This is a genomic window from Martelella alba, from assembly GCF_005217455.1.
Classification (GTDB): Bacteria; Pseudomonadota; Gammaproteobacteria; order Enterobacterales; family Enterobacteriaceae; genus Acerihabitans.
The window spans coordinates 44,161-67,643 of the sequence record NZ_SZPQ01000026.1; the positions used below are offsets into that span (position 1 = coordinate 44,161).

Genomic DNA, 23,483 nt, shown 5'->3' on the forward strand with positions numbered 1-23,483 from the left:
ATTGATAATGCAGTGTAAAAGAAAATGCCAATGAAAGTGACTTTTATTTTCGAATAAACCGTCAGTGATGCCATTGCGGCGCGGCCTGGGCAAAGGCATTTTTGATAAGACGCAAACGCTGTATATCCGATGCCAGCGTCAGGGTCGCCGCCGCCCGTTCGAACGCCATATCCGACTGGCGTAACGCCGCGGTTTTGAATGCGGGGTCCTCGATTTGGCTTAAGGCCAGCAACGCCTTTTGTATTCTCGACTGTATTTCTATCGAGGACGCGCCGTCCCGGGCGATGAGCATAAAAGCATCCTCAAACAGATCGTCGGTGTCGATGGCCCTGACATGCACATCGGGAAAGGCAATGTCGTCTTTGGCCGGGGTGTCGTAGCCTTCGCCCCACAGAAACAACAAGCGTGTGGTCCGGCCGATCACATCCAGCGCGGTTCCCGAATCATTCACGGCGGGCGACAGGGCTCTTGAGGCGATTTCGGTCATCACCGCCAGACCAAAACGCGGATCTTGCTCAAACGATCGTTCGTCGCCAAGGGAAAACGCCGTGCTTAGGGATTGCGCGATAAGGGCGTTGTCCTCGTCATCGCCCGCCGCCCGGAACCTTGCCACAGGGACGTGGGGGTACACGAAGGTGCCGGGCATGGCTTCGACATAGACCACTGTTTGTTTATCCCGGCATGTCGCCGAAAGGGCCGGCATATCAATATGCTGCACATAGCCGACGGTATCGATCAGCACGGGGAGCGTAGGGCCGGCGGCCGCCCGTGCCTGTTCATCATACGGACTGCCCCCCAGAAAAGGCGCCTCAAGCCTGGCCTTGATTGCCCGCCGGGCGGCATCCTCCACGCGATAGGTGGTTTCTCCCACCCGCCCCAGTCGGGTCAAGTGGTCGATCCAGCGCAACAGCGCGACGACAATCAATATAATGACGCTGACGGTGACCAAAAACAGAATGAAGCGGCCTCTTTCACCGTAGGCGCCGGTTTGTAAGACCACCAGTCCCACGATGCCGAACAAAAAGGAACCGATGAACGTGGAGAGCACCGTCTGGGTCAGGCTGTCCTCAATCAGCAATTTGGTGGCGCGGGGCGTCACATTGTTGGTCGCGGCGCCGTAGGCGGAAACCATGATACTCAGGGAGAATGTCGTGACCGCAAGCATGCTGGAGGCGATAATGGTCAGCAGACTGTCGACGGCTTCGGCACTGATGATGCCGGGAATTTTCCAGGTGATGAAACGCTCCATGACAGCCGCGATCAGCGCGGCCAGTATACCGAGGGCGCCTATCAGCGTCGCCTTTACCCATAAGCGTTTCATGACCTGAGCGATTAACCATTGCCAGCGCCTCATCCCCTTCTCCTTTGTGTTTACGGACTCAGCAAAGTATTGCAGCAAATTCCGGCAAGGGGTAACAGCGGGAGCTCAGGCGCTATCGCGCCCTGGCGGGAATGGATGCGTATCCATGACTTCTCTCCGGCCCATTGCCCCGGCGACGGGGTGTTACGGCAAGGGGACGGGACGTCCGGGGCGGTTTATCCGTCCCGAGAGGATCAGTGCATAAAAGAGGGCTTAAGCGTGGGTTCGACAGCCGGTTCCAGCGCATTGAGCATAACGTCGCGGGTATGGACCAAATGGCTGGATAAAATCTGTACGGCCTTATCCGAATGACCGTTCAATATCGCGTGCAACAGGTCATTATGTTCGCTGCTGCTCTCGCCTGTGCCGATGGTCGCCGGCAAAAGCACGCGTTGATAAATGGCGAATGCTTCGGCAAGCTGCTTGACCATGAGAAACAGCCAGTTGCTGCCGCAGTTTTCCATCATGACGAAGTTGAAATCCTCATGGCGGCTATGCCATTCCGGATTGAGCCTATCCGGCGCTTCCGGCAAAGTTTGCGGCGTATGCACAAGACGATGGTGCGCGGCGACGACACGGGCCTGCCATTCGACATCTTGGGTGGCTATTGATTTGCGCAATGCGATGCTTTCTAATGTGATGCGCTGTTCCGTCAAATCGATCAGTTCCGCCCCATTGAGACCGCGCACGCTAAAACCCTGTTGCGGGGCGATATCTACTAAAAACTCGCCGGTCAGGCGATTGAGCGCCTCGCGCACGACGTTCAGGCTCACGCCAAATCTCTGGGCCAGTTCCGTGATCTTCAATTTATGCCCAGGCATAAGCTGACCGGTGAGGATCAGTTCCCGCAATCGAGAATAGATCGTCTCATTCAACGATTTTCCTTCTTTAAGAACCTTCATTATCCTCTCCAGCATTTTCTTAGAAATCAGGACATTGCTCTTATGAATCCCGCCAGCGCGTCTCATCATAGCATAGCAGGGTGGAAAAGGATATTCATATGGAAAACCTATAATACATAAAAAAATCCATTTTATACTTTATAAATGATTTCTGACATGTATTATCAGTCTTACCGTTAAGCCAGTTTGTCAGGGAACAGCATGAATGCGTCGATAAAAGCATCGTCATTTATCTTCGAAGGCATGAAAGCCGGCTATTACGTTGCCGGGCAGGGGAAACCGCTATTGCTGCTGCACGGCTCCGGGCCTGGCGCATCCAGCTTGGGCAATTGGGGCCGCGTTCTGGAGCCGTTATCCGGCGATTACCGGATTTACGCCATGGATCTCGTCGGTTTCGGCAGCAGCGATCGCAAGCCGGCAACACCCTATTTCGACTTTGCGCTATGGACGCGTCAGGCGAACGCGATGCTTGATCATATCGGCGCGTCCCAGGTCGGCATCATCGGCCATTCGCTGTCCGCCGCGATTGCGCTGACACTGGCCGCCGCTGACCGCCGTGTTTCCGCTGTGCTGACCACGGGGGCGATTGGCGCGCCATTTACCGCGACGGCGGCCACCCAGCGTATCTGGCGCTGCCCGAAAAGCCGGGAAGAGCTGGTCGCGACGCTCGCCACGCTTATCCATGACGCCTCGATTATCGATGATGCTTACATCAGCGCCCGGGAGCCGGTTGTGTTCGCTCCCGGCTATGGGGACTATTTCGATGAGATGTTTGCCGGCGACCCGCAATCCTATGTGGAAAAGACCACGCTCAGCGATGAGGTGTTAGCCGCCATCCACTGTCCGGTCATCATGTTGCACGGCCGCCACGATATTCCTTTTCCGCCGAGCAGTTCGGAAATTTTATCGGCGAAAATCAGCCATGCCGATTTGCAAATACTGAGTGAATGTTCCCATTCGGTGGCTTTTGAGCGGCGCGGGGCTTTCCTTGCGGCGGCGCGCCAGCTTTTTCAGTAGGGGTTATTACGGCTATTTCAGTATTACGGCGCGCGGCCAACGCGGTGGCAAGGCGTGCGGACGTGGCTGATAACATGGCAAGTCGCAGGTGGTGAATAGGGCAATTAGCCCAATGATAAACCGTTTATCGTCGTTAACTTTGGTATTTTCGGGAAAGTTTATGCTTTCCGTTTTCATAATATCTCAACGCGAGGAAATGATAATGAAATGGCGTTCTCAAGTTAAAAAGCAGGTATCGCTATTATTTTTTACCTATTTTCTGGCATCCACGGCTTTATCGGCGCTCATGACCTCCCCGGCGAAGGCGGAAGCGGATAGGCTGGTGGGACTGATTAAACCGATAAAAGCGGATAGACCGTTTAAGATCGGCGTGACGGTGGTTCACCTGAACGATGATTTTTATAAAGGCATTATTTATGGCATTACCGATGAGGCTAAACGTTCCGGCGTTGATGTCGTTCAGGTATCGGTCGCCGGCGCCTATGGCAATGTTCGCGAGCAGTTTGCCCAACTGGAGGCGTTCAAAAGTATTGGCGCCGATGTGGCCATATTGGCCCCCGCGGCATTCGACGGCTACGACCCCATTATCAAATCATTAAAAGCCAGCGGAATGAAAGTCGCTTCCGTGGGCATTCCGGTCAACAGTAAAAATATCGATTTCGGCGTGCTGCAAGATGATACCAATATCGGCAAAGTGATGGCCGATGCGGTCTGCCGGTCCGATGTGAAACCGAAAAACGTCGCCATGATCCCAGGACCGGCTGGCGCTGAGTGGGTAAGACTCCGCTATCAGGGATTCCACGACGAGGCCAAAAAGTGCCCGACGCCGGTCTCCATTGTGGAAACCGGTTTTGGCGGGGGCATCGGCTTGCAGGATGGCCTGACCAAGGCTTCCGACCTGCTGCTGCGCAACCCCGACGTCAATTTTATCTATACCCCGCAAATTACCTTGGGCATGGGCGCGGTTCAGGCTATCCGCCAGCAACACCGCGCGGCCTCGGTGGTGAGCTCGGCCATGATCAAGCAGGCGATACCGATGATCAAGGACGGTAGAATGCTGGCGGTCGTCTCCGAGCCGGGCATTATCATGGGACGGCTCATCGTTCAGTACGCCATCCGCTCAATGGAAGGCAAACCGATGCCCAATCTGTCCCCGGCCGGTACCGATGGCCTGAATTATGCGCATTTCAACGTGCCCAATGAGGTTCTCGACAAAAACAACGTGGACAAGCATTCGTTTGAAGTCTACGAGATTCCTCCCGCCGATTGGCATATTCCCGCGCTGCAATAAATTTGCGAGAAGGAGAGGGCAATGCGCACAGAACGGTATGTCGCACCATCGGCGGTGGCCGGAAACTCGCCCTTGCTCCGGGTGGCGGGCTTGTCCAAGCGGTTTGGCGCCACACAGGCGCTCCATAATGTTTCCATTCAGTTCCATGAAGGGGAAATTCACTGCGTGCTCGGTGAAAATGGCGCGGGCAAGTCAACCATCGGCAAGATCATCAGCGGATTATACACCGCCGATGAAGGCGTTATCTGGTATGGCGATCAGCAGGTCGCCTTCAACAGCTCCCGCGAAGCCCGACACGCCGGCGTCGTGATGGTGTATCAGGAACTTTCTCTGGCGCCGAGTTTGTCAGTGCGCGCCAACTTGTGGCTGGGCGCGGAGCGGGGCAAAGGGCCTCTTTCCCTCGTTCTTAAATCGCAGGAAGTCCACCGCGTCCGGGAAGTTCTGGCGCAACTGGGCCTGACGGATATTGATATGGAGCAGGCGGTGGGGAGTTTCCCGGTCGCCGTGCAACAGCTTATTGAAATAGGCAAGTCACTCATGTCCCGGCCCAGGGTGATCATCTTCGATGAGCCGACGGCGATGTTGGGGGCGGTGGAGAAAGACCGGTTTTTCTCCGTGTTGCATGGCCTGCGCGAATCGGGGCTGGTTTGCGTCCTGGTGACGCATCATATCGATGATGTCCTTGCCGTCAGTAACCGGGTCACCATTATGCGCAATGGCCAGGTGGTGGATGCCTTCCCGGTCAACGAGAAAATCGACGCCGACATCATTATCTCCCGATTGACCGGCAAACCGCCCGGTAGTCACGGCATCACCGGCAAAAGCGACCGGCGTTTCCCACCCTTGCTCGATATTGAAAATCTTCCGGTGCGCGGCGGAAGAAATTCCGTGTTCTCGGTGGGACGCGGCGAAGTCGTCGGCATTTATGGCGTGGTCGGCTGCGGGGCGGAAACGCTGCTGCGTAACCTGGTGGGATTCTCGCCCAGGGTCAAGACGTCGCCTGTCAGCTTCAAACTGAAGGGATACGCCTGGCGCCCGGCAAGCGTCGCCGACGCGCTGAAACAGGGCGTGGCGTGGCTGCCGGCCGGCAGGGCGGCCAATGGCGTCTATCCGTCTTTGTCCATAGCGGCGAATCTGATGATCACGCAATGGGTAAATTTCAGCCGCGCCGGGTTTATTCGTACCCGGCGGGCCGAGCGGGCCGCTGACCGGCGGCTTGCGCAATGCGGCGTGAAATATGCCGATAAACAGGACCCGCTCACCCATCTGAGCGGCGGCAATCAACAGAAAGTCCTGCTCGCCCGGGCCATGGCCGGCGCCAGGGAACTGCTGGTATTGGAGGAACCCACCGCCGGGGTGGATATCGATGCGAAATACGAAATACACCAGCGAATACGCGCGCTCGCCTCAACCGGCGTGGCGGTCATCCTCTTATCCAGCGATCTGTCGGAAACCCTGGCCTTGAGCGACACGGTATGGACCCTGTTTCATGGCGGCATCGTCAATACTTACCGTAAACCGGAAGAGGATGACAGCGCCTCGATTATCGCGGACGTGGTCGGCCAGACAAGCGTCCGCCATGCCGAACACGAACGGAACGAAAAAGACGATTTCGGAGTCCTCCCATGAGCTTAAGCAAAGTAGCCGATGATGTCTCATCGGAACGGAATATGAAAAAGCGTCAATTCTCGCTTTCTGATTGGATGCTGCCGCTTTTGATCCTGCTGACCGCGATTGTCGCGGGACTGATTCAGCCGAGATTTTTTACCTTAAGCAATGGCGTCAATCTCGCCTGCCAGTTGGCCCCGTTGCTGATATTGTCCTTGGGGCAGGCGGTGACGGTGATAAGAGGGGGGCTTGATCTTTCCCTGTCTTCCACCATGTCGCTTGCCGGCGTGGCCGGGACATTGCTGATGAATCGGTTCGGCGTGCCGGCGGGCCTGCTGGGAATGCTGGCGGCGGGCGCCTTGACCGGAACGGTGTCAGGTATGCTGATAGCGGTGTTCAATACCTCGCCTTTGGTGATAACCCTGGGTATGCTGTCGGTGGCCCAGGCCTTGGCATTAATTATGTCGGGCGGCGTGCCCCTTTATGATATTCCGGCGTCCTACATTGAGTCGGTCGGTTACGGCACCTTTCTCGGCCTGCCCCTGATGGTATGGATAGCCATCGCGCTGACCGTTATTATCGGCGTGCTGCTGAAATACACCTTATTTGGCCGTTATGTTTACGCGATGGGCTCAAATATTTCCGCTGCCTCGAAATCAGGCATTAATGTCAGATTCTACACGGTGGCGGTTTATATGGTCAGCGGGCTTTGCGCCGGCACCGGCGCGATTATCCTGACGGCCTGGACCAGCTCGGCGCAACCCATCGCCGCGCCAAACCTAACCTTGCAATCCCTTGCGGCGGTGGTGCTCGGCGGTGTCGCCTTAACCGGCGGCGCGGGCAACCTGAGACAAATCATCACCGGGGTTATCGTACTAACGCTTTTGTCGAATGTGATGAATATGGTAGGGGTGTCGGCCTATTATCAGACGCTCACCGTGGGCATTGTTATTATTCTTGCCGTTATTCTCGATCGTTTTCGTCGCCGGGAAATTCTGTAAATGCATCCTGATTCTCTTGCCGCCGTCATCAGGCAAACTGAATCGGGTAGCTTATCTATATTCTGAATACGTCGAGTTGCATCGCGGCGGCACGTGAGCGACAAATTCGTCGGGAACGAATTTGAACCGCCAGCGGCGGGCCTCCGGTAAGAGACAGAATGTCTTTCATGCCTCTCCTGGCGCGTAGCTCACTCTGTGACTGGGGTGAGGATTGCGGCCAACAAAGAGGCAACGTGAAGTATGACGAGTAAATAGCCAATGGAGTAAGACTGTGTCTCAAAACGTACAATATCTCAATCCTGAAACCGCCTGTCCCGCGCAAGGCCTTTATTCGCATCTCACCCGGGTGAGCGCCGGCGATCTTTATTATATCGCCGGGCAACTTTCGGTGGGCGCTGACGGCGAAGTGGTGGGCAAAGGGGATTTCGATAAACAATTTGATCAAGTGTTCAAGAATCTTGGCGATGTCCTGTCGGCGGTAGGATGCGATTTCAACGACGTGGTTAAATTCAATACTTACCTGGTCGCTTCGCAGCATATTGATAATTTTATGAAGAATAGGGCGGCGCTTTTCCCGACACTCTTTGCCGGCACGGATTATGCCCCCAATACGCTCTTGATCGTCGACCGACTGGTTAAGGAAGCGTTTCTTATCGAAGTGGAAGCCGTGGTCAGGGCGCGTGATTAACCGGGGCAATTATCGCGGGGTATCCTATGAAGCTAGTAACCTATTTATCCCTTGGTGAAAAGAAAATCGGGGTAATGACCCCGGCGGGGCAAATTATCGACGTCACCGCAACGGTGAATACCAATGATATGAATGTGCTCATTGAAGAGTTTGCAACCTACAAGGAAATATTAACAACCCGCAGCCAATCGGCTGGGCAACACGCGGTACCCGTGGGGGACGTCCGTTTGCTTGCCCCGATCCCGTATACCCGACGGAATATTTTCTGCGTGGGGAAGAATTATCATGCCCATGCGGAAGAATTCGGCAACAGCGGTTATGACTCCAGCGCTTCGGGGGGCAACGTACCCACGTATCCGATTATTTTCAGCAAGCCGGCCACCGCCATTTGCGGCCCCGGCGCTGGCATCGACAGTACCCTCGACCCATCCGGGACGATAGATTACGAAGCCGAGTTGGCGGTGGTGGTCGGGAAAAGGGGGCGGATCGCCGAAACGGATGATCCCATGTCGTTTGTGTTCGGGTATACGCTGGTGAACGATGTCACCTCCCGCCATTTGCAAAAACAACATAGCCAGTGGCTGCTGGGCAAGGGCATAGACACATTTTGCCCGATGGGACCGGTTCTGGTCACCGCTGATGAATTCGGCAAGCCGGGCGCCCAACGTATTTTCTGTCATGTTAACGGAGAAAAAAGGCAGGAAGCGGTCATCGCCGATCTGATTTTCGCCATTCCGGATTTACTGAAAACCTTGGGGCGGAGTATCACGCTGTTACCCGGCGATGTGATTGCCACCGGTACGCCCGCCGGCGTCGGGTTGGGTTTTGATCCTCCCCGTTATCTCGGGAAAGGCGATAAGGTCACCGTTTCCATGCGCGAGATCGGCGAATTAACCAATACCCTTATTTGAACGATGAAATTATTGCGCACGCTGGATTGGCTATCCCCATGCCGGGCCGATAGCGCCCCAGTTTATTAGGACGGACCGCCTTATGACCGCGTGCGATTTCTATGATGCATGTCGTTAGCAACGGAAGATTTCCCAACCGGGTAATATATTAACGAGGTGATATTATGGCTAAAATTGTCAGTGCAATTAGTATGTCACATGTTCCTGGCGCGTTAGGTTGGGCCGACGCGCCCGCTATCGATCAACGCAAGCGCCTTGCCGAAATCCATGACAAATTAAAACAATGCATTACCGACACTAAACCCAACCTGATCATTGCATTTCTTGATGATCATTTCGAAAATCACTTTCGCCAGTTAATGCCGACCCTGGGCGTGCCCATTGCCGATTCACATATTGGCCCGGCGAAATATATGATGAAGGCGCTTAAATTCGATACGCAGCACCCTATCCCCAGCAATGTCACTATCGCGAAATTACTGCACGAAAAATTGATACACGGCGGATTTGAGGCGGCGCGTATGGGGGAAATCGAGTACGGGAATAACCTGATGATGCCCCTGAAGTTCATCCGCCCTGAATTTGATATCGAGGTGGTGCCCATTTATATCAATGTCTTTTCCCCGCCGTTGATGCCTTATTGGCGCGCTTATGACCTGGGGTTGAAAGTACGTGAAATCGTCGACTCGCTATCTGATGCGTATCGCGTGCATTTCCTTGCGACGGGCGGGCTTTCCCACTGGCCGCCGGTGTGGACCGAGGGCGCCCCGGAACAAGATACTTTTCTACAGCGAATGAAGGTCTATCAAACGATAGGAAAAGAAGCGTTGAATACCGACCCGACGCTCTATTCTGATTTCGCCCAGTATGAAATCGACATGATGAGCAAAATGGAATGGCCCATTGGCCACCGCCATCCGCTGGTCAATGAAGAATGGGACCGTGAGATGCTGCATCATTTTGAAATCGGCGACATCGACTATATGCGCGCGCTGACCTTTGATGAGGTTGAGACGCGCGGCGGACATGGGGGACACGAAGCATTGAACTGGGTGGCGTTGATGGGCGCGATGAAAGGCACGCGCCCCGATTATGTCGCTTATGAGTCCGTGCCGGAATGGATAACCGGTATGAGCTATCTGACCTATCCGGGACAGCATTGATGCAACCGGAAATAACAAAGCCGTGATGGCATGGATCCGATCTTAGGCCAAGACAAACCGGGGAAAAGACAATGGCACGTATTGCAGTGGTTGGGGCGGGGATGGGCGGATTGGCGTTCGCCTCCGCTATGCGCAACAGTAAGCACCAGGTCAGGGTGTATGAGCAGGCACAAGCGCTGAACGAACTTGGCGCGGGAATTTCGCTGTGGGCGAACGGGACACGTCTGTTCGACGAGATGGGCATCGCCGCGCGTATGGCGGAACGGGCATGCGAAACCGAAGCGGCGTATTTTCGCAACGAGAATGGCAGCGTCGCCGCGCTGCAATTGCTGGCGCGCGATAACTGGTACCGCGGTCAATATGGCCACCCTTATTTCGGCGCCTTGCGCACCGATTTGCAAGCGGCCCTGCTGGAGTCCATCGGCAGCGGTAAAATCACCCTCAATAAGCAATTGGTCCGTCTGGATGATTCAGATAACGAGGCGACGCTACACTGGGCGGACGGCACGACGGATACCGCGGACCTGGTGGTCGGTGCCGACGGCATCAAGTCGGTGGCGCGCGAGGCGGTGAACCCCACGGCGGGTCCGGTCTTTACCGGCAACAGCGCGTTTCGAGGCCTGGCGAAAACCGCCGATTTGACGTTGCTGCCGGAACCCAGATCGTTTACCGATTGGATGGGGGACGGCAAGCATGTGCTGAATTTCCCGGTGGGAAAAGATTTCGCATATACGACGATCGTGGTTTTTATGGATGGCCCCGAAGAATGGCGGCATGAATCCTGGCGGATCCCCGCCGAACGGGCGGAGATTATCGGTGAATTCGCCGGTTGGCATCCGGCGGTGGGGCAACTCCTTGAACATGTGAACCTTTCCGAACGCTGGGGGCTGTTCCAGGTCAGTCCGATGGCCAGTTGGCATCGCGGCCGCACGGTATTGATCGGTGATGCCGCGCACGGCATGCTGCCGCATCACGGCCAGGGCGCGATTTCCTCGTTTGAGGACGCCATCGCGCTTGCCCACATTTTAAATGACGCTTCGCATGCTCCGCTGGCCGAGCGGCTCGCGCGCTATGAAGGGGAGCGCAAGGCGCGGGGCGAACGTATCCAGCGGGCATCGCGGCGGGCGAATGCCTGCTTGCACCTGCCCATGGGCCCTGAGCGCGAGGAGCGTAATGAAACCTTGAATCACCTCGATCAACATTACGCGTGGCTGCATGGCTATCAGTGCGGTGTGTGACCCGGGATAAATAAACGAACCGTTGCCGTAACCGGCGCGGCGTGACTGCCCGCCGGAGACCACGTAAACCCACCGGCAATAACGCCGGGCCCCTGCCGAAATGAAGCGTGATTTAACGTGTTATTTATTTTTAGCGTGATTTTTAAGCCAGGGTATTCTACGTTCATTGAGGTTATTTGCTTTTAAAATAACCGGCAGTGGATATCTTACTCTGAATACGTCGAGTTGCATCCCGTGATCTCATACCACTTAAACTTTCTGCCTATGGGAGCCGAAGGTATGATCATGCCGGTCTTTCCCCAATCGCGCATAACGGGCGACCCCCATAACCCGATGGGATGCCGTGCCATGGCGTTCGGGCGACGCCTTTGTTTGGCCAAAAGGCATCAGCTTCGCCATATTCGCGCTCAGGGGCGGGCGCTTCACGCTTTAGCGCAGGACCTGCAGTCTGAACGTAACCTGGCGGCGTCCGCGGCCGCGCCCTTAAAACCGCCCCGCAACGTTTGGCAGCGTTTCCTCTATTACCTGACGGCCTGGCATTCCCTCGGCGTCGACGCGGCGTCGAGGGCGGCGCCTTCACGCCGGCCACTTCCCCTCGGGGAATATCGGCCTGTTATAGATTCGTTTCTTTCCCCTTATTCGCTGGAGCATGTCTGGTCATCGCACCGGGCGCGGGGGGGTAAACGTACTCCGCGAGATGCCGCGTTATCGCCCCCGGACATGAATGAAGATTGGAAAACCAATATTGTCTGGTTGCTCAATCACCAAGGGGGAGCCAATATCAGCGCCACGCAATGGGATGATACGCAGTTGGCTGAGGGCATCTTGCTGGCATTGGAGGCTAAGCCCGCATTGGCAACGGACATCGCGCGCTTATCGCTGGGCGGCAGCCGGCTATATGGCGAACGTAAAGGCGAGCCCCTCACAGCCGCCCAGCAGAAAGGACTGATCGGCCGGTTGCTTTGCCAGCTGTTATTTCAGGCGCAAAGCATCGAACTGCGGATCGCGGAACTGTTTGCCGCCAAGCGCCATATTACCCAACGGGAATTAGCGCGATGGGTGGACACGTGGCCTAATGAGCATGTCAATGGCAAAATCAAGAACATGTGGCGCAAACATTATGAAAAATGGGAAATTCCGGTTCTGTATCTTAGCAACCGGGGAGGGCCTTGCCGGCCGATAAAAAACGCATCCGCGCCAATTGAAAATATCGATGTGGACAAGCTCTGGGTAGGCAGTTTGACATGGACGTTGCTGCAATTCGGTGCGCGCTATATCGCCCTGGAGCAGCCGGAAAAACTGGGCGCCGTTGCGCTGAATGACGTCATGGCATACGGCTTGAATTTGGTTCAACTGTTTATCCAGGGTAAAATTCTTGCCGGTATTGAATCTTTGTTCTATCTGGGTTTGATTATTTATTATCTGCGCGCTAAACCTGTGTTTACTTTAGCGGAGATTAACGACCCGCAGTTATTAAAAAACATGATTGCCGAGTTTAACACAGAGCTCAAGATACGCTATTCAACTGCCCATACGCTGTATGATTGTTTTGTGGAATATGAAGAAGATTTCCATAACTCGCGCTGGTACTCGCGGGAAGACACCGCTAAAGCGCTATTGCAGCGTTTCTGCGGCAATATCTCCGCTCCCCTGGCGGGGGAAAACGCTATTTCAAGGGGATATCCGTACAGCTTCACTCATGACCCAGTACAAAGTTTCCTTCATTCACCACAAGGCAAGCATTGCGGCGCCAACAAGATGGCGCTGCCTGATCTTGACTTGACCTATCGCCAGAATGTGGAAACTTTCGCCAATACCATAAGAAAGCTGGATGTGGCGCTGTTGCAGGTGGCCTTTACCGCCAGTGATTTCGACGATGATAACCTGCAATCTAAGGATATCGCGCTACTCCACGCCGCCAGGATCGAAATTGTCCGCTTACGTCTCGTACAAATTCGCCAGCCGAAGGAAATGTTTTTTTCAAATGCCCCCGTTTATTATATGGGCAAAGCGGACACTGTTTTTCTCCGGGTGAACGATCATTCCTCCGAGCATATCTACGTGTTGCGCACCAGCAAAGAAGGTTATCTTGTAAAAAGGGTTGATATCCATGATCGCAATCTGACGACCTTAGCGCCATTTATGGAATCCTGGCCGACAATCGATGTCGCGACGCTTCATCAACTGGTCATTGAAAGCCCTTCTGAATTGGCGATCACCAAACACCATGATGACGCTTTGGCGTCTTTTTTGCAAAACTTCGCCGAACTTCATCACCGCTATTATGTCCAGAAAATTTATGCGCGCGGCTATGCCGGCCCCGACACATCGCCATGGCAAATACCGCATACCATTGCGGATTATGTCATTCCGTTTTTTGGTTGCATCAATGCTCTCCTGGAAAACGATAAAACCGCTTTGTTTGTCTCTTGTCTATCCGACGCGGCATTTGTCGGCATACCTATCGGCTTTGCCGGCGTCAAAGCCGGCCTGACGTTATTTCGCCAGGGAACAATCAATTTGGCTAAAGCCGTGGTCAATGTGTCATGGAAGGCGTCGGAAGATAAAATTTTCAAAAAACCCTTTCCCTCCTCATCACAAATAGCCGGTGGAATTTACACCTCCCGTGATCAGGCGGTGCAACTGTTAAATGTGGTGGGTAAAGAATTTCTGATGGCCTGCGATCCCGGTTTCGTCCCCTTGCATGCGATGGGCGTTGTTGGCAATGGGGTTTACCGGGCCATGGTGGGGCGGGCATTGCTCGCTTCGGGTTCTTTGATCCCAAGTTTAAAAAAGATTGCCGAAGAGATCCCCAAATTCATGCTCGATATGGATCTGCTTAATTTTACCGTGTCCTATGGGTATGCGCGAACGGAGATGAATCCTTTGACTGTGAATATCAAAGGGATCACTTTTCCCATTTTTACCTTGAACAACCAAAGCCTTGTCGCGGTTGAAACCGGCGAGACGACATTTGATGGCATCCCGGTTTATGCGCAAGTCGACATGCTCAGCTTAACGGGTTTGTATAATAAATTTCTTTGCGTCTATCACAACGATGGACTTTGCGTTTTCACGGCTTTTCGTCGGCCGCGCTTTCGCGCTGTGTTGGGCTCTACCGTTTATGAAAGCCAGACAGGGGACAGTGTATGGCATTTTACCACCCGCACGCCCATTTACATGATGACCATTTATCCATTTAACCAATTGATCTATAGAGATAAATTCTGGATAGTGCTCGATATCAATGGTCAGCGCTGGGGGTTTGACCATCGCACCAGTACATTGAAAATTATCAATAATGCCGATGAATGGCGAGAGGCGCACCATTGGCAGCGTGAATTGATTTCCGTGATTGAATCCAGTATTGAGCCACATTCTTTTCGGTTGCGTTTAACGGCTTTTCGCCGGCGAAAAAAACGTTCGGACACGGCCAACCATTACCTGCACTGGAAGCGTCTGATAACCAGTTATATCCTCCCCGCGCCTGAGGGAGAGCAGCATCCGGTGGCGTTATATGATAATTTTAGCTTACGGGTACGTGTCGGCGATGATTACTACCGCCTGAGCCCTCAGTCCCATTCTTCCCGATTTTTATTAATCCATCCTGATCAAGCGCATTTCCCCGCCTATCGGCTCGCCTATACGGTGGGAAATGATGGTTTTGTTCTGGTGGCGCCGGTGGAATCATTGAATGCCCATCGCCTAGGGGAATTGTTGCGGCATAAACTGGCTTTCGAAGCGGGGTCCGTCGAACATGACTTTCCACACGTCTTGCTTCCGCCGCTTTTTTGCGGCGCATTCCGTTACGGCGACCGATTATACCTGAAAAGCGGCGATCGTTACGTTACGCTGGTGCCCGTTGATGACATCTATTACACATTGATTATTGGCGATGAACAGCAAACGGAATGGATGGTGCGCTATGAACTCTTTACCGGCGGTTTTGAGCTTGTGGGCCTGGAGGACTCGTTCCAAATTTCGCGTCCTCCGGCTGGAACCTCTTGGTTTGAGCGTCTCGCCCAGCGTATTTTTTCTTATCGGGATTTTCCCACCTTAAAAGCGTTATGCCGATACGCGGATAAAAGCGCGAAACAGTACATCCAGGAACCCGCGATGGTTTCCCGTCTGCGACAAGCGGCATTATTGCTACGGCTGGATGAGGACCGGCGCAAAGAAGCGCTGTTGGCCTCCAGCGTTCATCTGCGCACGTTTTCCCTGGACAGTGCCGGCGGTTATCTTTGGTCATCGGGATTCCCTGTCTTGGCCTTATGGGCGAGGGCCGAATATACGATAGCGGCCTGTCTCGCCCGCCAGGCCGGCCAACGGCATTGGACGTGCCGTGAGGTCGCGCGGCTACATAATTGCCAGTGGCGCATTCCTTCGCCGATGATTATTACCCTGGGATACCGGCAGACATTATTCATATTGAATAGCACTCATCATACCTTGTCTGAGGAATTTGATAACGATTATCAAATCAGGATAACCTCAACCGAGCTTCGGGCTATTCCCGTCCGGCAAGAGAAAGCGTGGCGGCGCTGGTTGCCGCATCAACTGCATTCCCAGCCCACCACGGTGTCAAAAGTGGATCTCTCGGGACATTCTCACCCTATCATCTGGATAGATAACGCGCTAATTCTCTGGGCGCAAACCCCGGACGGGCATAAAACACGGTTGAATCCCTCTGCCGATTCGCCTTCGCGCGTGGCGGATAGAATCGTTGTGTCGCCTGATGGTAGAATTATCGTGCTTATTTATAGGCCGGCGCCTTCACAACAGCGGGCATTGTTTTACCGCTTGCCGTCAATGGGGCTGAGCGTGGGTCAAGGGAATATTTCCGCCTATGACGACCAGTTAATTTCTTACGATAGACATTTTGAAAATGCCTGGTGGGTCACCAACGCCGGCCAACTATTGGCCCCGCCAAAGGACAATTGGCCGGACGGCGCGCGCACCGCGTCCGCCGGCCTGCATCGGGCCGATTATCAGCCGAATTTCGTCAGTCTGGATCAACGCTATCTAGGCTATACGAAACGCGGCCAGGGGATGTGGGATGCGGAGATCCTGTTATTTGACCTGGGCAGCGGCGCGACAAAGCGGTTAATACGCAGCCTGCCCCCGCAAACCCTTGGTCATGGCATGGGCTATTTGACCAGCGTGGCTTTCTCCGCGCTGAATATCATGGCCGCTACGGGATTTTCGGACGGCTATATCGAAATCTTCCGGATCGACAGTTCCATTGCCGGACCCGTCGCCGCTTCCCTGGGTTATCTCCACTTACCCATTAGCTCAATGCATTTTGAGGATTTCACCAACCCCAAGCCGATGCAAATGGCCATCAAATTCGATAACGCCTTCAACCGCCTTATCGTATTTCACGATCAAGGGGTTTTCAGTAACCATAAGCCGGGCAATGGCAGCTATGCCGTTTCCGAAATGGTATTCGACCTGCCCGACCCTCCTATATGGGATGAAATTCCCGGCGAAAATGACGACTGATGCCCGGCATTGATGCCGGATAAGACGGTTTTCCGGATTAAACCGTCGCTGCGCGGCGCCTCTGCCGTCGGCAATCAGCCGGCATCCCTTAGCAGCGCTATTGCCGCGCGCATATCATCAAACACATGCGCGTCCGGCTGTTCAAAGGGATAAAGAATTTCCAGAAAATACGTCTCACTTGTTAGCCGATGGTCGCGCCAAAAGGTCTGAAGGCGTTGCGGCGTGACTATGCCGGGCTGGGTAAAGCTCCAATGCCTGTCCAGCACACCGTCGGTTTGTTGAATATGATAGGCGGCAATATAATCGCCGCAAAGGCGCGACCAATGTTCCATATTGGCATTTTGCCCAAAGATCGGCGTAAACAGCGCATGTCCCCAGTCCACCAGTAGTCGTATCGGGATATCGGTGGCGCCATCAAGATCCCGCATCAGGCGCAGCGCGTCTTCAGCCGATGACGGAAACTCGGTGGTGAGCGGGACGGGCTCGATTAACAGCATGGTCAGACCGCGCTGTTTGGCGTAACCGGCCAGTTCCGTCAACGCCTGCAGCGCCTGCTGGTAGAGCGCCTCCCGGCGCGCCGTACTGAGGGCGTCCCGTGCCGAGTAAGACCCCAGCGGCATTCCGGCGGCCGTCACCCCCATGGCGGCGGTCATGTCTATGGCGCGCTGGAAGTGCGCTTTACCCAGCTTACGCAACGTCTCGGTGGGCGCGAGAAAGTGATTATAGGTATAGGACGCCAGCCCGCCGAAGGTGCTTTCAACGGCGATATCCGCGGCGCGAAAGGCTTCGGCGTATTCCCGTGCCACGGCATCCCGCTCCGCTTGCGGCCACCAGGGATCGACCAGGTCCCAGGTGAATTGGATACGATCGATGGCCAAATCCTGTTTTATGATCTCGGCCAACTGTTCCGCGTTTAGCCAGCGTTTAATGGCGAATGAAAGATTTAATCCCAGTTGCATGTGCCCCTTCCCCCTGAAGCAATAATCAAGAACGCATCCCGTTGCCCGGCGCGCCGGCAAGGTAGCCACGGCGCCGCGGCGCCATTATTCTTCCTTGCGGATATAGCGTCGCGAAATGGCGTCAAACGAAATGGCGACCACCACCAACACGCCGCTGACGATGCCTTGCCAATAAGGCGATACGCCGAACAAGACGATGATGTTTTCGATAATGCCGATGATGCTGGCGCCGACGATGGCGCCCACCGGATTCCCCACGCCGCCGGTGGTGGCCACGCCGCCGATAACCGAGGCGGCGATGGGCGGCAGCACCCAGCTTTCGCCGATGGAGGGCTGGGCGGTGCCAAGCCGGGCGACCATCAGAATACCCGCCAGCGCCGCCAGAAAACCGGCAAAGGTAAATACCAGGATACGTACCCGGTCAACCTTGATGCCCAGCATCCGTGCCGCTGCGCCGTTGTTGCCGATGGCGTACATATAACGCCCAAAAGGCGTTTTTAAGGTAATAAAGGTGGCGATGGCCAAAATCGCCGCCATGATAATAAACGGCAGGGGCAGGCCCAGCACATCGCCGCGGCCGAGATACTGAATGCTCGCCGGTATGCCGGTGATGGCCACGCCTTTGGTCAGTACCAGATTGGCGCCGCCAAAAATGCCGGCGGTACCGATGGTCAGTACCAGTGAATGCAGTCGCAACTTGGTCACCAGTAGGCCGTTTATCAGCCCCAGCCCGGCGCCGAGCGCCAGCGCCAGCAGACACGCCAATGCCGGATGAATGCCGAGGTTGACCATAAAAATACCAGCGGTGACGCCGCAAAGCCCGCCGATGACGCCCAGTGACAGGTCTAATTCGCCCAGGATCAGCAGCATGGATTGCCCAACGGTAATCATGCCGATAAAGGCCAATGTCCGGGCTACCACCGACATGTTGTAGGGCGTGAGAAAATAGGGCGAGATAAGCGATGACAGCGCGAAAATAATCACCAGAGCTATAAGAACGCCGGCCATGGCGTTTGAGGCCAGAAGGGAAAAACGACTACGCTGCATTATAATTCTCCGTACCAAATATGGCCCTGACCAGCGTTTCGTTATCGGTATCCGCGGTAACGAAATTCCCGGTTATCGAGCCGTTATGCATAGTGATAATGCGGTTCGCGCATTTGTACAGCTCCTCCATTTCCGAGGAAACGAGAATAATGCCGACGCCGCTTTCACATAACGATTTCATGATCTTGTATATTTCCGCCTTGGTCATAACATCAATGCCCTTGGTCGGCTCATCAAAAATCAGTACCGCGGGCCGGGTGGCCATGGCGCGGCCGATAATGATCTTTTGCTGATTGCCGCCGGAAAGATGGGCGATACGGGTTTCCATATTATGGGTTTTGATGTCATAAGCCTTTATCACCTCCAGCACGCGGGATTGCTCTTTGCGCTTTGAGATCCCGAACCAGGAGAGGGTGTGTCGCAAAATGGCAATGCCGATATTCTCCCGCACGCTTAACATAGGCAAAATGCCGTGCAATTTGCGCTCTTCGGAGAGATACAACATGCCGTTTGCGACGGAAAAAGGCGGACTGCCCAGCTTCCAGGCTTTGCCGCCCACAGTGGCGCCGCCGCCGCTGGCCGGCAGATAACCGAACAGGGTTTGCATGACTTCGCTACGTCCTGCGCCGACCAGTCCCGCAAAACCGACGATTTCTCCGCGTCGGACCTGAAAAGAGATCGCGCTAAAACGCCGTCCGCTCAGGTTATTCACCTCAATGAGGGGTTGCGCCGGGGCAGCGTGCGTCGGTGCTGGCCGGAAATGGGCATTCAGTTGCATCGCCGCGCCGGACATGGCTTTGATCAATCCCCCTGGGGTGGTGTCTGGAATGCGGCCGCTTTCGATTTTTTCGCCATTGCGTAAAACCGTGTAGTCATCGCCGATGGCAAACACTTCATCAAGCTTGTGCGAAATAAAAACAATGGCATGCTGTCTCGCTTTGAAATCCGCGATGACCTTAAACACCCGATCGACTTCGGTCTGGGTCAGCGAGGAGGTCGGTTCATCCAGGATCAGGACTTTCATTCGCCGGTTGGTGGACGCGCGGGCGATTTGCAGCAATTGCTGATCGGATATCGAGATGTTGCGAACCAATTCCTCCGGCCGGGCCTCGATGGAGAACTGCTCCAGGTAACGTCGCGCCGCGCGATTAATCTCCCGGTAGCTGATGATCCCGCCGTTAAACCCCGAACGCGCGTAAGGGATAAAAAGATTTTCCGCCACGCTCATATGGCTGAACAGGTTTAGCTCCTGCGGCACATAAGCCACCAGTTCGAAGAGCCGGCGATCGGCCAGCGGATCCTGGCCGTCGATTCTGATACTGCCCCGGCTCGGCGGGTAGGCGCCGGTAAGCACCTTGACCAGCGTTGATTTACCGGCGCCGTTTTCGCCGGCCAGAATATGCACGCGGCCAAGTTCAAACGCCAGGTCGACATTATTCAACGCGGTCACGCCGGGGAAATCACGGCCCAGGCGTTCAACTTCCAAAATGGCCATGCTATGACGTTCCTTTATAGTAGAGTGCTCATGCCCACGCCGGACCATCGGCGCTGACCCGTCGTCGCGCCGGCCGGCTATTTGCCGACATTATCCTTGGTGATGACCGCGATACCGGTATCGATATATTTCGGCGTCGCAATGCCCATGGCTTTTTGCCACATGGTCATTACCGCCCAATAGCCCTGCATTTCCGGCTTGGTGGATGAGGTACTGTCGGCCACGCCGTCGCGGATCAATTGCAGCATTTCCGTTAAATCGTCCAGTCCCACCAGAATGACCTGGCGGGTCTTATTGGCCTCTTTGATCGCCTGGCCGATACCGATGGGGCCCGCGGCATCCGAGGCGACCCAGCCTTTAAGACTGGGGTGGGCCTGCATAATGGCGGCGGCCTGCTTTTGGGCGGTTTCGATATCATCGTTATCGATGCCCGTGGCGACCACTTTCAGCCCCGGGTATTTGGCGAAGGTTTTCTTATGGCATTCGGCGCGAATGGCATGATTGGGCGCGCTGGGCACGCCCATCATGATGGCGACCTCGCCTTTGCCCTTAAGCAATTCGGCCAGGCGTTCGGACGCGATTTGCGCCTGTTCGCAAAAGTCATTGCCGATGCTGGTCAATGCCATGTCCTTCGGCGGGACCGAATCGAAAATCGTGACCGGTATATTCTGCGACACCGCTTCTTCCAGCGAGGCGCGGTTGCCTTTTTCATCCAGAAGGTCGATAGCGATGCCGTCCGGCCGGGTGGCTATCGAGCTTTCCAGGATTTGGTTTTGAATCACGACATCGGCCTGTTGCGGCGCGCTATAGATAATTTGTACATCGGATCCGGTTTGCGCTTTGATCACTGCCGCCGCTTGCTTGGCGCCGTTATTAACCTTGTCGAACCAAGGGTGGACCACCTTGGGAATAATGACAAAACGGTAGCTGTCTTTCTTGGTGAGACCGGCCTTGCTGTCCTGCGAGGACGCCGTCAGCGGCAGCAACAACGCGGCGGCGACCATCATGCCCAGAGTCATTTTATTCATAATCAGCTCCAAAAATACGAACGTTTACCGCCTTGGGTCGGCACGTGCAGGCTGGCTGGAAAGCGGCAGATCCCGCCGGCATAACCCAAAGGCAAGTCGCAATGAGATAACCGCTGTACATTTGTAAAATTAAAAATACACTTATCTCAGGCGTTCTTTTCGCATTTTCTTACATCTTTATCTGCGGCGGAGCTCACAGAAACCGCATTGAGTCGGGAGGAGATAACCAGGAAAAGATCTTTCGGACGCTGGACAAAAACCGCTTAGCGGTCAGAATGTTAAGTGAATCGCTTCCGCTTGGGCTATCTGTCCGATAAAAGGCCAATGCTCGCCCTTGCGGAAACGATAGGCGTTTTCGCCGGCACGATGGATATTCTCATTTTGGGAAAAAAGACGTGATGGCGGGGATTCGGATGGGGGAATCCCCCGGCGGGGGAACCGTTTGATGCCGTAAAAGACCGGGGCCGCTAGTTTTCCGGCTCCGCCAGAAGGCGTCGGGCCACCACTTCATCGGTCACCAGCCGATTAATGTATTTGCCCTGTAAAATAGCGTGAATAATTGGATATTTATTGGCGCCGCCGGACGCCAGGATCGTCACCGGCTTCTCTTTTAGCCTGGCCAACGGTAACGCCATAATGGACTCATTAAGCTGGTGGGCGATGACGTTGCCGTTTTTATCCAGAAAGCAGCCGAGAATTTCTCCGATACTGCCGAGGGCTATCAGTTCATCAAGATGATGGCGGACGATGGTAATCGGCGTAATGGGCGAACGGTGCGACAAATCACCGCAGGAGACCAGCACAACCTGAGCCTCCTCGGCCCGGTGCATGACTTCCGCCAATTCCTCGTGCATCAGCAGCGTGGCCCGGCTTTCCTTGGAAGGGCAATAAATGGGCGCGGTAAGATAGTGGCATTCCACATCCAGCGCCTGGGCCAGCGCGGTGGACACCTCGAAGGTATTGGTGCCCGACCCGCGGGTCACGCCGCCCATCAGGCCGACGACCCAGGATCCGGTGGGCTGTTTGGCGCTGATGCGGCGCACGCTGAAACTCAGGGTGCGCCCCCAACCGACGCCGATGCCTTTATAATCGTGTATCAGCGAGTCGAGCATGGCGCCGGCCGCTTCGCCGATGGTGCGTTGCTGTTCGATGTAATCCGGCAGCGAGGGCGTGACGATGGCGTCCGCCAAACCGAATTTGCCTTTCAGTCGTTCCTCAAGCTCAATGCAGTCCACCAGTGGTAACCGGAGGTCGACTACCACGCCGCCTTCGGCCCGCACCTGCCCGATGATTTTATTGACCCTCAGGCGCGTGATGTTCAGTCTGTCGGCGATTTGCTGCTGTGTCTGGCCGCCGACAAAATAAAACCAGGCGATACGCGCCCGTAGGTGGTCGTTTTCCGTTTCCCCGCTAAAATCGGCTGGCACATTTGCTCCTTTGTTCGCGCTGGGAAGAGCACTATAGCATATTTCACCGGCGCGACGGCCTGCCTCAGCCATCATTCCAGATTGGTATGGTTGGCGGCCATCGCCGTGTCGCTAAGGCGGAGCGCTTGCTGTAAGCGGGCCACCATACTTTCGAACAGCAAATAGAGCGCGCCCTCGTAAAGCGACCCCATGGGCAGCACCGAGCCGCCGGCAACCGGATTGTCGGCCATGGTCTGGGCCGGCACGACCACCACCTGGTCGGCCATGACGGCACATGCGCCGCCCGGTTGCGCGGTCAGGCACAGCGTGGCGGCGCCGGCCCGTCGCGCGGTGACCAGCAGTGCCTCCACGGTGGAGAAACGGCCGGGGCCTGCCGATACTATCAGCATGTCGCCGCTGCCGAGCGGCGGCGTGGTCATATCCCCCACCACTGAGGCACTCAGTCCCAGATGATAAAGGCGCATGGCGAAGCCTTTAATTTGTAATCCCTCCCGGCCGACGCCATACAGCGCGATGCGCCGCGATTGTCGGATACGCGTGACCGCCTGTCCGATCGCGCCATCGTCCACCTTGGCCAGCACAGCGGCCAGTTCACCCAGCGCCCGCTCAATAAATGTGGTCATGCCTTCCCCTCCGCCGGAATCGCCGACCACTGGCGCCGCTAAAGGGACCGCTTGACCTGTGGTCGATATGCATATGTAAATTTATATTTACAATTATATAAGCGATTCGATAACGTAACTGTGATCCGCTTGGTTTTATCGAAACAAGCCGAGGGATTTTGGCCCGATTCAATGTCTCGTTTTTGCCACGCCGGGTATTTCACGGATCAACGGGATCTCACGG

General features: G+C 55.2%; 17 protein-coding genes. 9 read left to right on the forward strand and 8 right to left on the reverse strand.

Going from position 1 to position 23,483, the window contains the following annotated elements; translation table 11 throughout:
- Positions 1–61: 61 nt before the first annotated feature.
- Both FCN80_RS17110 and FCN80_RS17115 read right to left on the reverse strand, forming a co-directional pair.
- Positions 62–1,354: a DUF2254 domain-containing protein gene (locus FCN80_RS17110; RefSeq protein ID WP_136991387.1), complete on the reverse strand. Its 1,293-nt coding sequence runs from the start codon at positions 1,352–1,354 to the stop codon at positions 62–64.
- A 200-nt stretch (positions 1,355–1,554) separates the two neighbouring features.
- Complete coding sequence (locus FCN80_RS17115) at positions 1,555–2,262, reverse strand: GntR family transcriptional regulator (RefSeq protein ID WP_136991388.1); 708 nt, start codon at positions 2,260–2,262, stop codon at positions 1,555–1,557.
- A 201-nt stretch (positions 2,263–2,463) separates the two neighbouring features.
- On the opposite strand from FCN80_RS17115, the gene FCN80_RS17120 reads away from it, so the two are divergent.
- The 9 genes from FCN80_RS17120 to FCN80_RS17160 all read left to right on the forward strand — a co-directional run bounded on the left by FCN80_RS17120 (position 2,464) and on the right by FCN80_RS17160 (position 16,681).
- On the forward strand, positions 2,464–3,279 hold the full coding sequence (locus FCN80_RS17120; RefSeq protein ID WP_136991389.1) for an alpha/beta fold hydrolase: 816 nt from the start codon (positions 2,464–2,466) through the stop codon (positions 3,277–3,279).
- Between the two features lie 202 nt (positions 3,280–3,481).
- Entirely contained in the window at positions 3,482–4,570 is a 1,089-nt protein-coding gene (locus FCN80_RS17125; protein ID WP_136991390.1) for a substrate-binding domain-containing protein, read from the forward strand.
- A gap of 21 nt (positions 4,571–4,591) precedes the next feature.
- Entirely contained in the window at positions 4,592–6,199 is a 1,608-nt protein-coding gene (locus FCN80_RS17130) for a sugar ABC transporter ATP-binding protein (protein ID WP_136991391.1), read from the forward strand.
- 41 nt (positions 6,200–6,240) lie between these two features.
- Positions 6,241–7,179: an ABC transporter permease gene (locus FCN80_RS17135; RefSeq protein ID WP_170975431.1), complete on the forward strand. Its 939-nt coding sequence runs from the start codon at positions 6,241–6,243 to the stop codon at positions 7,177–7,179.
- Between the two features lie 271 nt (positions 7,180–7,450).
- Positions 7,451–7,867, forward strand: coding sequence for a RidA family protein (locus FCN80_RS17140; RefSeq protein WP_136991393.1), 417 nt, complete (start codon positions 7,451–7,453; stop codon positions 7,865–7,867).
- Between the two features lie 26 nt (positions 7,868–7,893).
- Positions 7,894–8,778: a fumarylacetoacetate hydrolase family protein gene (locus tag FCN80_RS17145; protein ID WP_136991394.1), complete on the forward strand. Its 885-nt coding sequence runs from the start codon at positions 7,894–7,896 to the stop codon at positions 8,776–8,778.
- Positions 8,779–8,969: 191 nt separating this feature from the next.
- Entirely contained in the window at positions 8,970–9,941 is a 972-nt protein-coding gene (locus FCN80_RS17150) for a DODA-type extradiol aromatic ring-opening family dioxygenase (protein ID WP_230492736.1), read from the forward strand.
- A gap of 71 nt (positions 9,942–10,012) precedes the next feature.
- Positions 10,013–11,179, forward strand: coding sequence for an FAD-dependent oxidoreductase (locus FCN80_RS17155; protein ID WP_136991396.1), 1,167 nt, complete (start codon positions 10,013–10,015; stop codon positions 11,177–11,179).
- A 285-nt stretch (positions 11,180–11,464) separates the two neighbouring features.
- Positions 11,465–16,681, forward strand: a complete 5,217-nt coding sequence (locus FCN80_RS17160) for a WD40 repeat domain-containing protein (RefSeq protein WP_136991397.1) — start codon at positions 11,465–11,467, stop codon at positions 16,679–16,681.
- 74 nt (positions 16,682–16,755) lie between these two features.
- Here the strand turns inward: FCN80_RS17160 and FCN80_RS17165 are convergent, their stop codons facing one another.
- The 6 genes from FCN80_RS17165 to FCN80_RS17190 all read right to left on the reverse strand — a co-directional run bounded on the left by FCN80_RS17165 (position 16,756) and on the right by FCN80_RS17190 (position 23,260).
- Positions 16,756–17,640 (reverse strand): sugar phosphate isomerase/epimerase family protein, encoded by an 885-nt coding sequence (locus FCN80_RS17165; RefSeq protein WP_136991398.1) that lies wholly within the window; start codon positions 17,638–17,640, stop codon positions 16,756–16,758.
- A gap of 84 nt (positions 17,641–17,724) precedes the next feature.
- Complete coding sequence (locus FCN80_RS17170; protein WP_136991399.1) at positions 17,725–18,687, reverse strand: ABC transporter permease; 963 nt, start codon at positions 18,685–18,687, stop codon at positions 17,725–17,727.
- Positions 18,677–20,182 carry a sugar ABC transporter ATP-binding protein gene (locus FCN80_RS17175; protein WP_136991400.1) on the reverse strand — a complete coding sequence of 502 codons (1,506 nt, stop codon included), beginning with the start codon at positions 20,180–20,182 and terminating at the stop codon, positions 18,677–18,679. The genes FCN80_RS17170 and FCN80_RS17175 overlap by 11 nt, the downstream gene beginning before the upstream one ends.
- 77 nt (positions 20,183–20,259) lie before the next feature.
- Positions 20,260–21,210, reverse strand: a complete 951-nt coding sequence (locus FCN80_RS17180; protein ID WP_136991401.1) for a substrate-binding domain-containing protein — start codon at positions 21,208–21,210, stop codon at positions 20,260–20,262.
- A 467-nt stretch (positions 21,211–21,677) separates the two neighbouring features.
- A complete protein-coding gene (locus tag FCN80_RS17185) occupies positions 21,678–22,637 on the reverse strand; it encodes a sugar-binding transcriptional regulator (protein WP_136991402.1) in 960 nt (319 codons plus the stop codon).
- Between the two features lie 71 nt (positions 22,638–22,708).
- Positions 22,709–23,260 (reverse strand): SIS domain-containing protein, encoded by a 552-nt coding sequence (locus FCN80_RS17190; protein WP_136991403.1) that lies wholly within the window; start codon positions 23,258–23,260, stop codon positions 22,709–22,711.
- Positions 23,261–23,483: the final 223 nt, after the last annotated feature.

What these genes read in the sequence shown, in the direction of transcription:
- FCN80_RS17115 (WP_136991388.1), bottom strand. Translation starts at nt 2,262, where the DNA reads ATGAAGGTTCTTAAAGAAGGAAAATCGTTGAATGAGACGATCTATTCT.
- FCN80_RS17170 (WP_136991399.1), bottom strand. Translation starts at nt 18,687, where the DNA reads ATGCAGCGTAGTCGTTTTTCCCTTCTGGCCTCAAACGCCATGGCCGGC.
- FCN80_RS17155 (WP_136991396.1), top strand. Translation starts at nt 10,013, where the DNA reads ATGGCACGTATTGCAGTGGTTGGGGCGGGGATGGGCGGATTGGCGTTC.
- FCN80_RS17130 (WP_136991391.1), top strand. Translation starts at nt 4,592, where the DNA reads ATGCGCACAGAACGGTATGTCGCACCATCGGCGGTGGCCGGAAACTCG.
- FCN80_RS17145 (WP_136991394.1), top strand. Translation starts at nt 7,894, where the DNA reads ATGAAGCTAGTAACCTATTTATCCCTTGGTGAAAAGAAAATCGGGGTA.
- FCN80_RS17160 (WP_136991397.1), top strand. Translation starts at nt 11,465, where the DNA reads ATGCCGGTCTTTCCCCAATCGCGCATAACGGGCGACCCCCATAACCCG.
- FCN80_RS17175 (WP_136991400.1), bottom strand. Translation starts at nt 20,182, where the DNA reads ATGGCCATTTTGGAAGTTGAACGCCTGGGCCGTGATTTCCCCGGCGTG.
- FCN80_RS17135 (WP_170975431.1), top strand. Translation starts at nt 6,241, where the DNA reads ATGAAAAAGCGTCAATTCTCGCTTTCTGATTGGATGCTGCCGCTTTTG.
- FCN80_RS17125 (WP_136991390.1), top strand. Translation starts at nt 3,482, where the DNA reads ATGAAATGGCGTTCTCAAGTTAAAAAGCAGGTATCGCTATTATTTTTT.
- FCN80_RS17150 (WP_230492736.1), top strand. Translation starts at nt 8,970, where the DNA reads ATGTCACATGTTCCTGGCGCGTTAGGTTGGGCCGACGCGCCCGCTATC.
- FCN80_RS17190 (WP_136991403.1), bottom strand. Translation starts at nt 23,260, where the DNA reads ATGACCACATTTATTGAGCGGGCGCTGGGTGAACTGGCCGCTGTGCTG.
- FCN80_RS17165 (WP_136991398.1), bottom strand. Translation starts at nt 17,640, where the DNA reads ATGCAACTGGGATTAAATCTTTCATTCGCCATTAAACGCTGGCTAAAC.
- FCN80_RS17110 (WP_136991387.1), bottom strand. Translation starts at nt 1,354, where the DNA reads ATGAGGCGCTGGCAATGGTTAATCGCTCAGGTCATGAAACGCTTATGG.
- FCN80_RS17120 (WP_136991389.1), top strand. Translation starts at nt 2,464, where the DNA reads ATGAATGCGTCGATAAAAGCATCGTCATTTATCTTCGAAGGCATGAAA.
- FCN80_RS17180 (WP_136991401.1), bottom strand. Translation starts at nt 21,210, where the DNA reads ATGAATAAAATGACTCTGGGCATGATGGTCGCCGCCGCGTTGTTGCTG.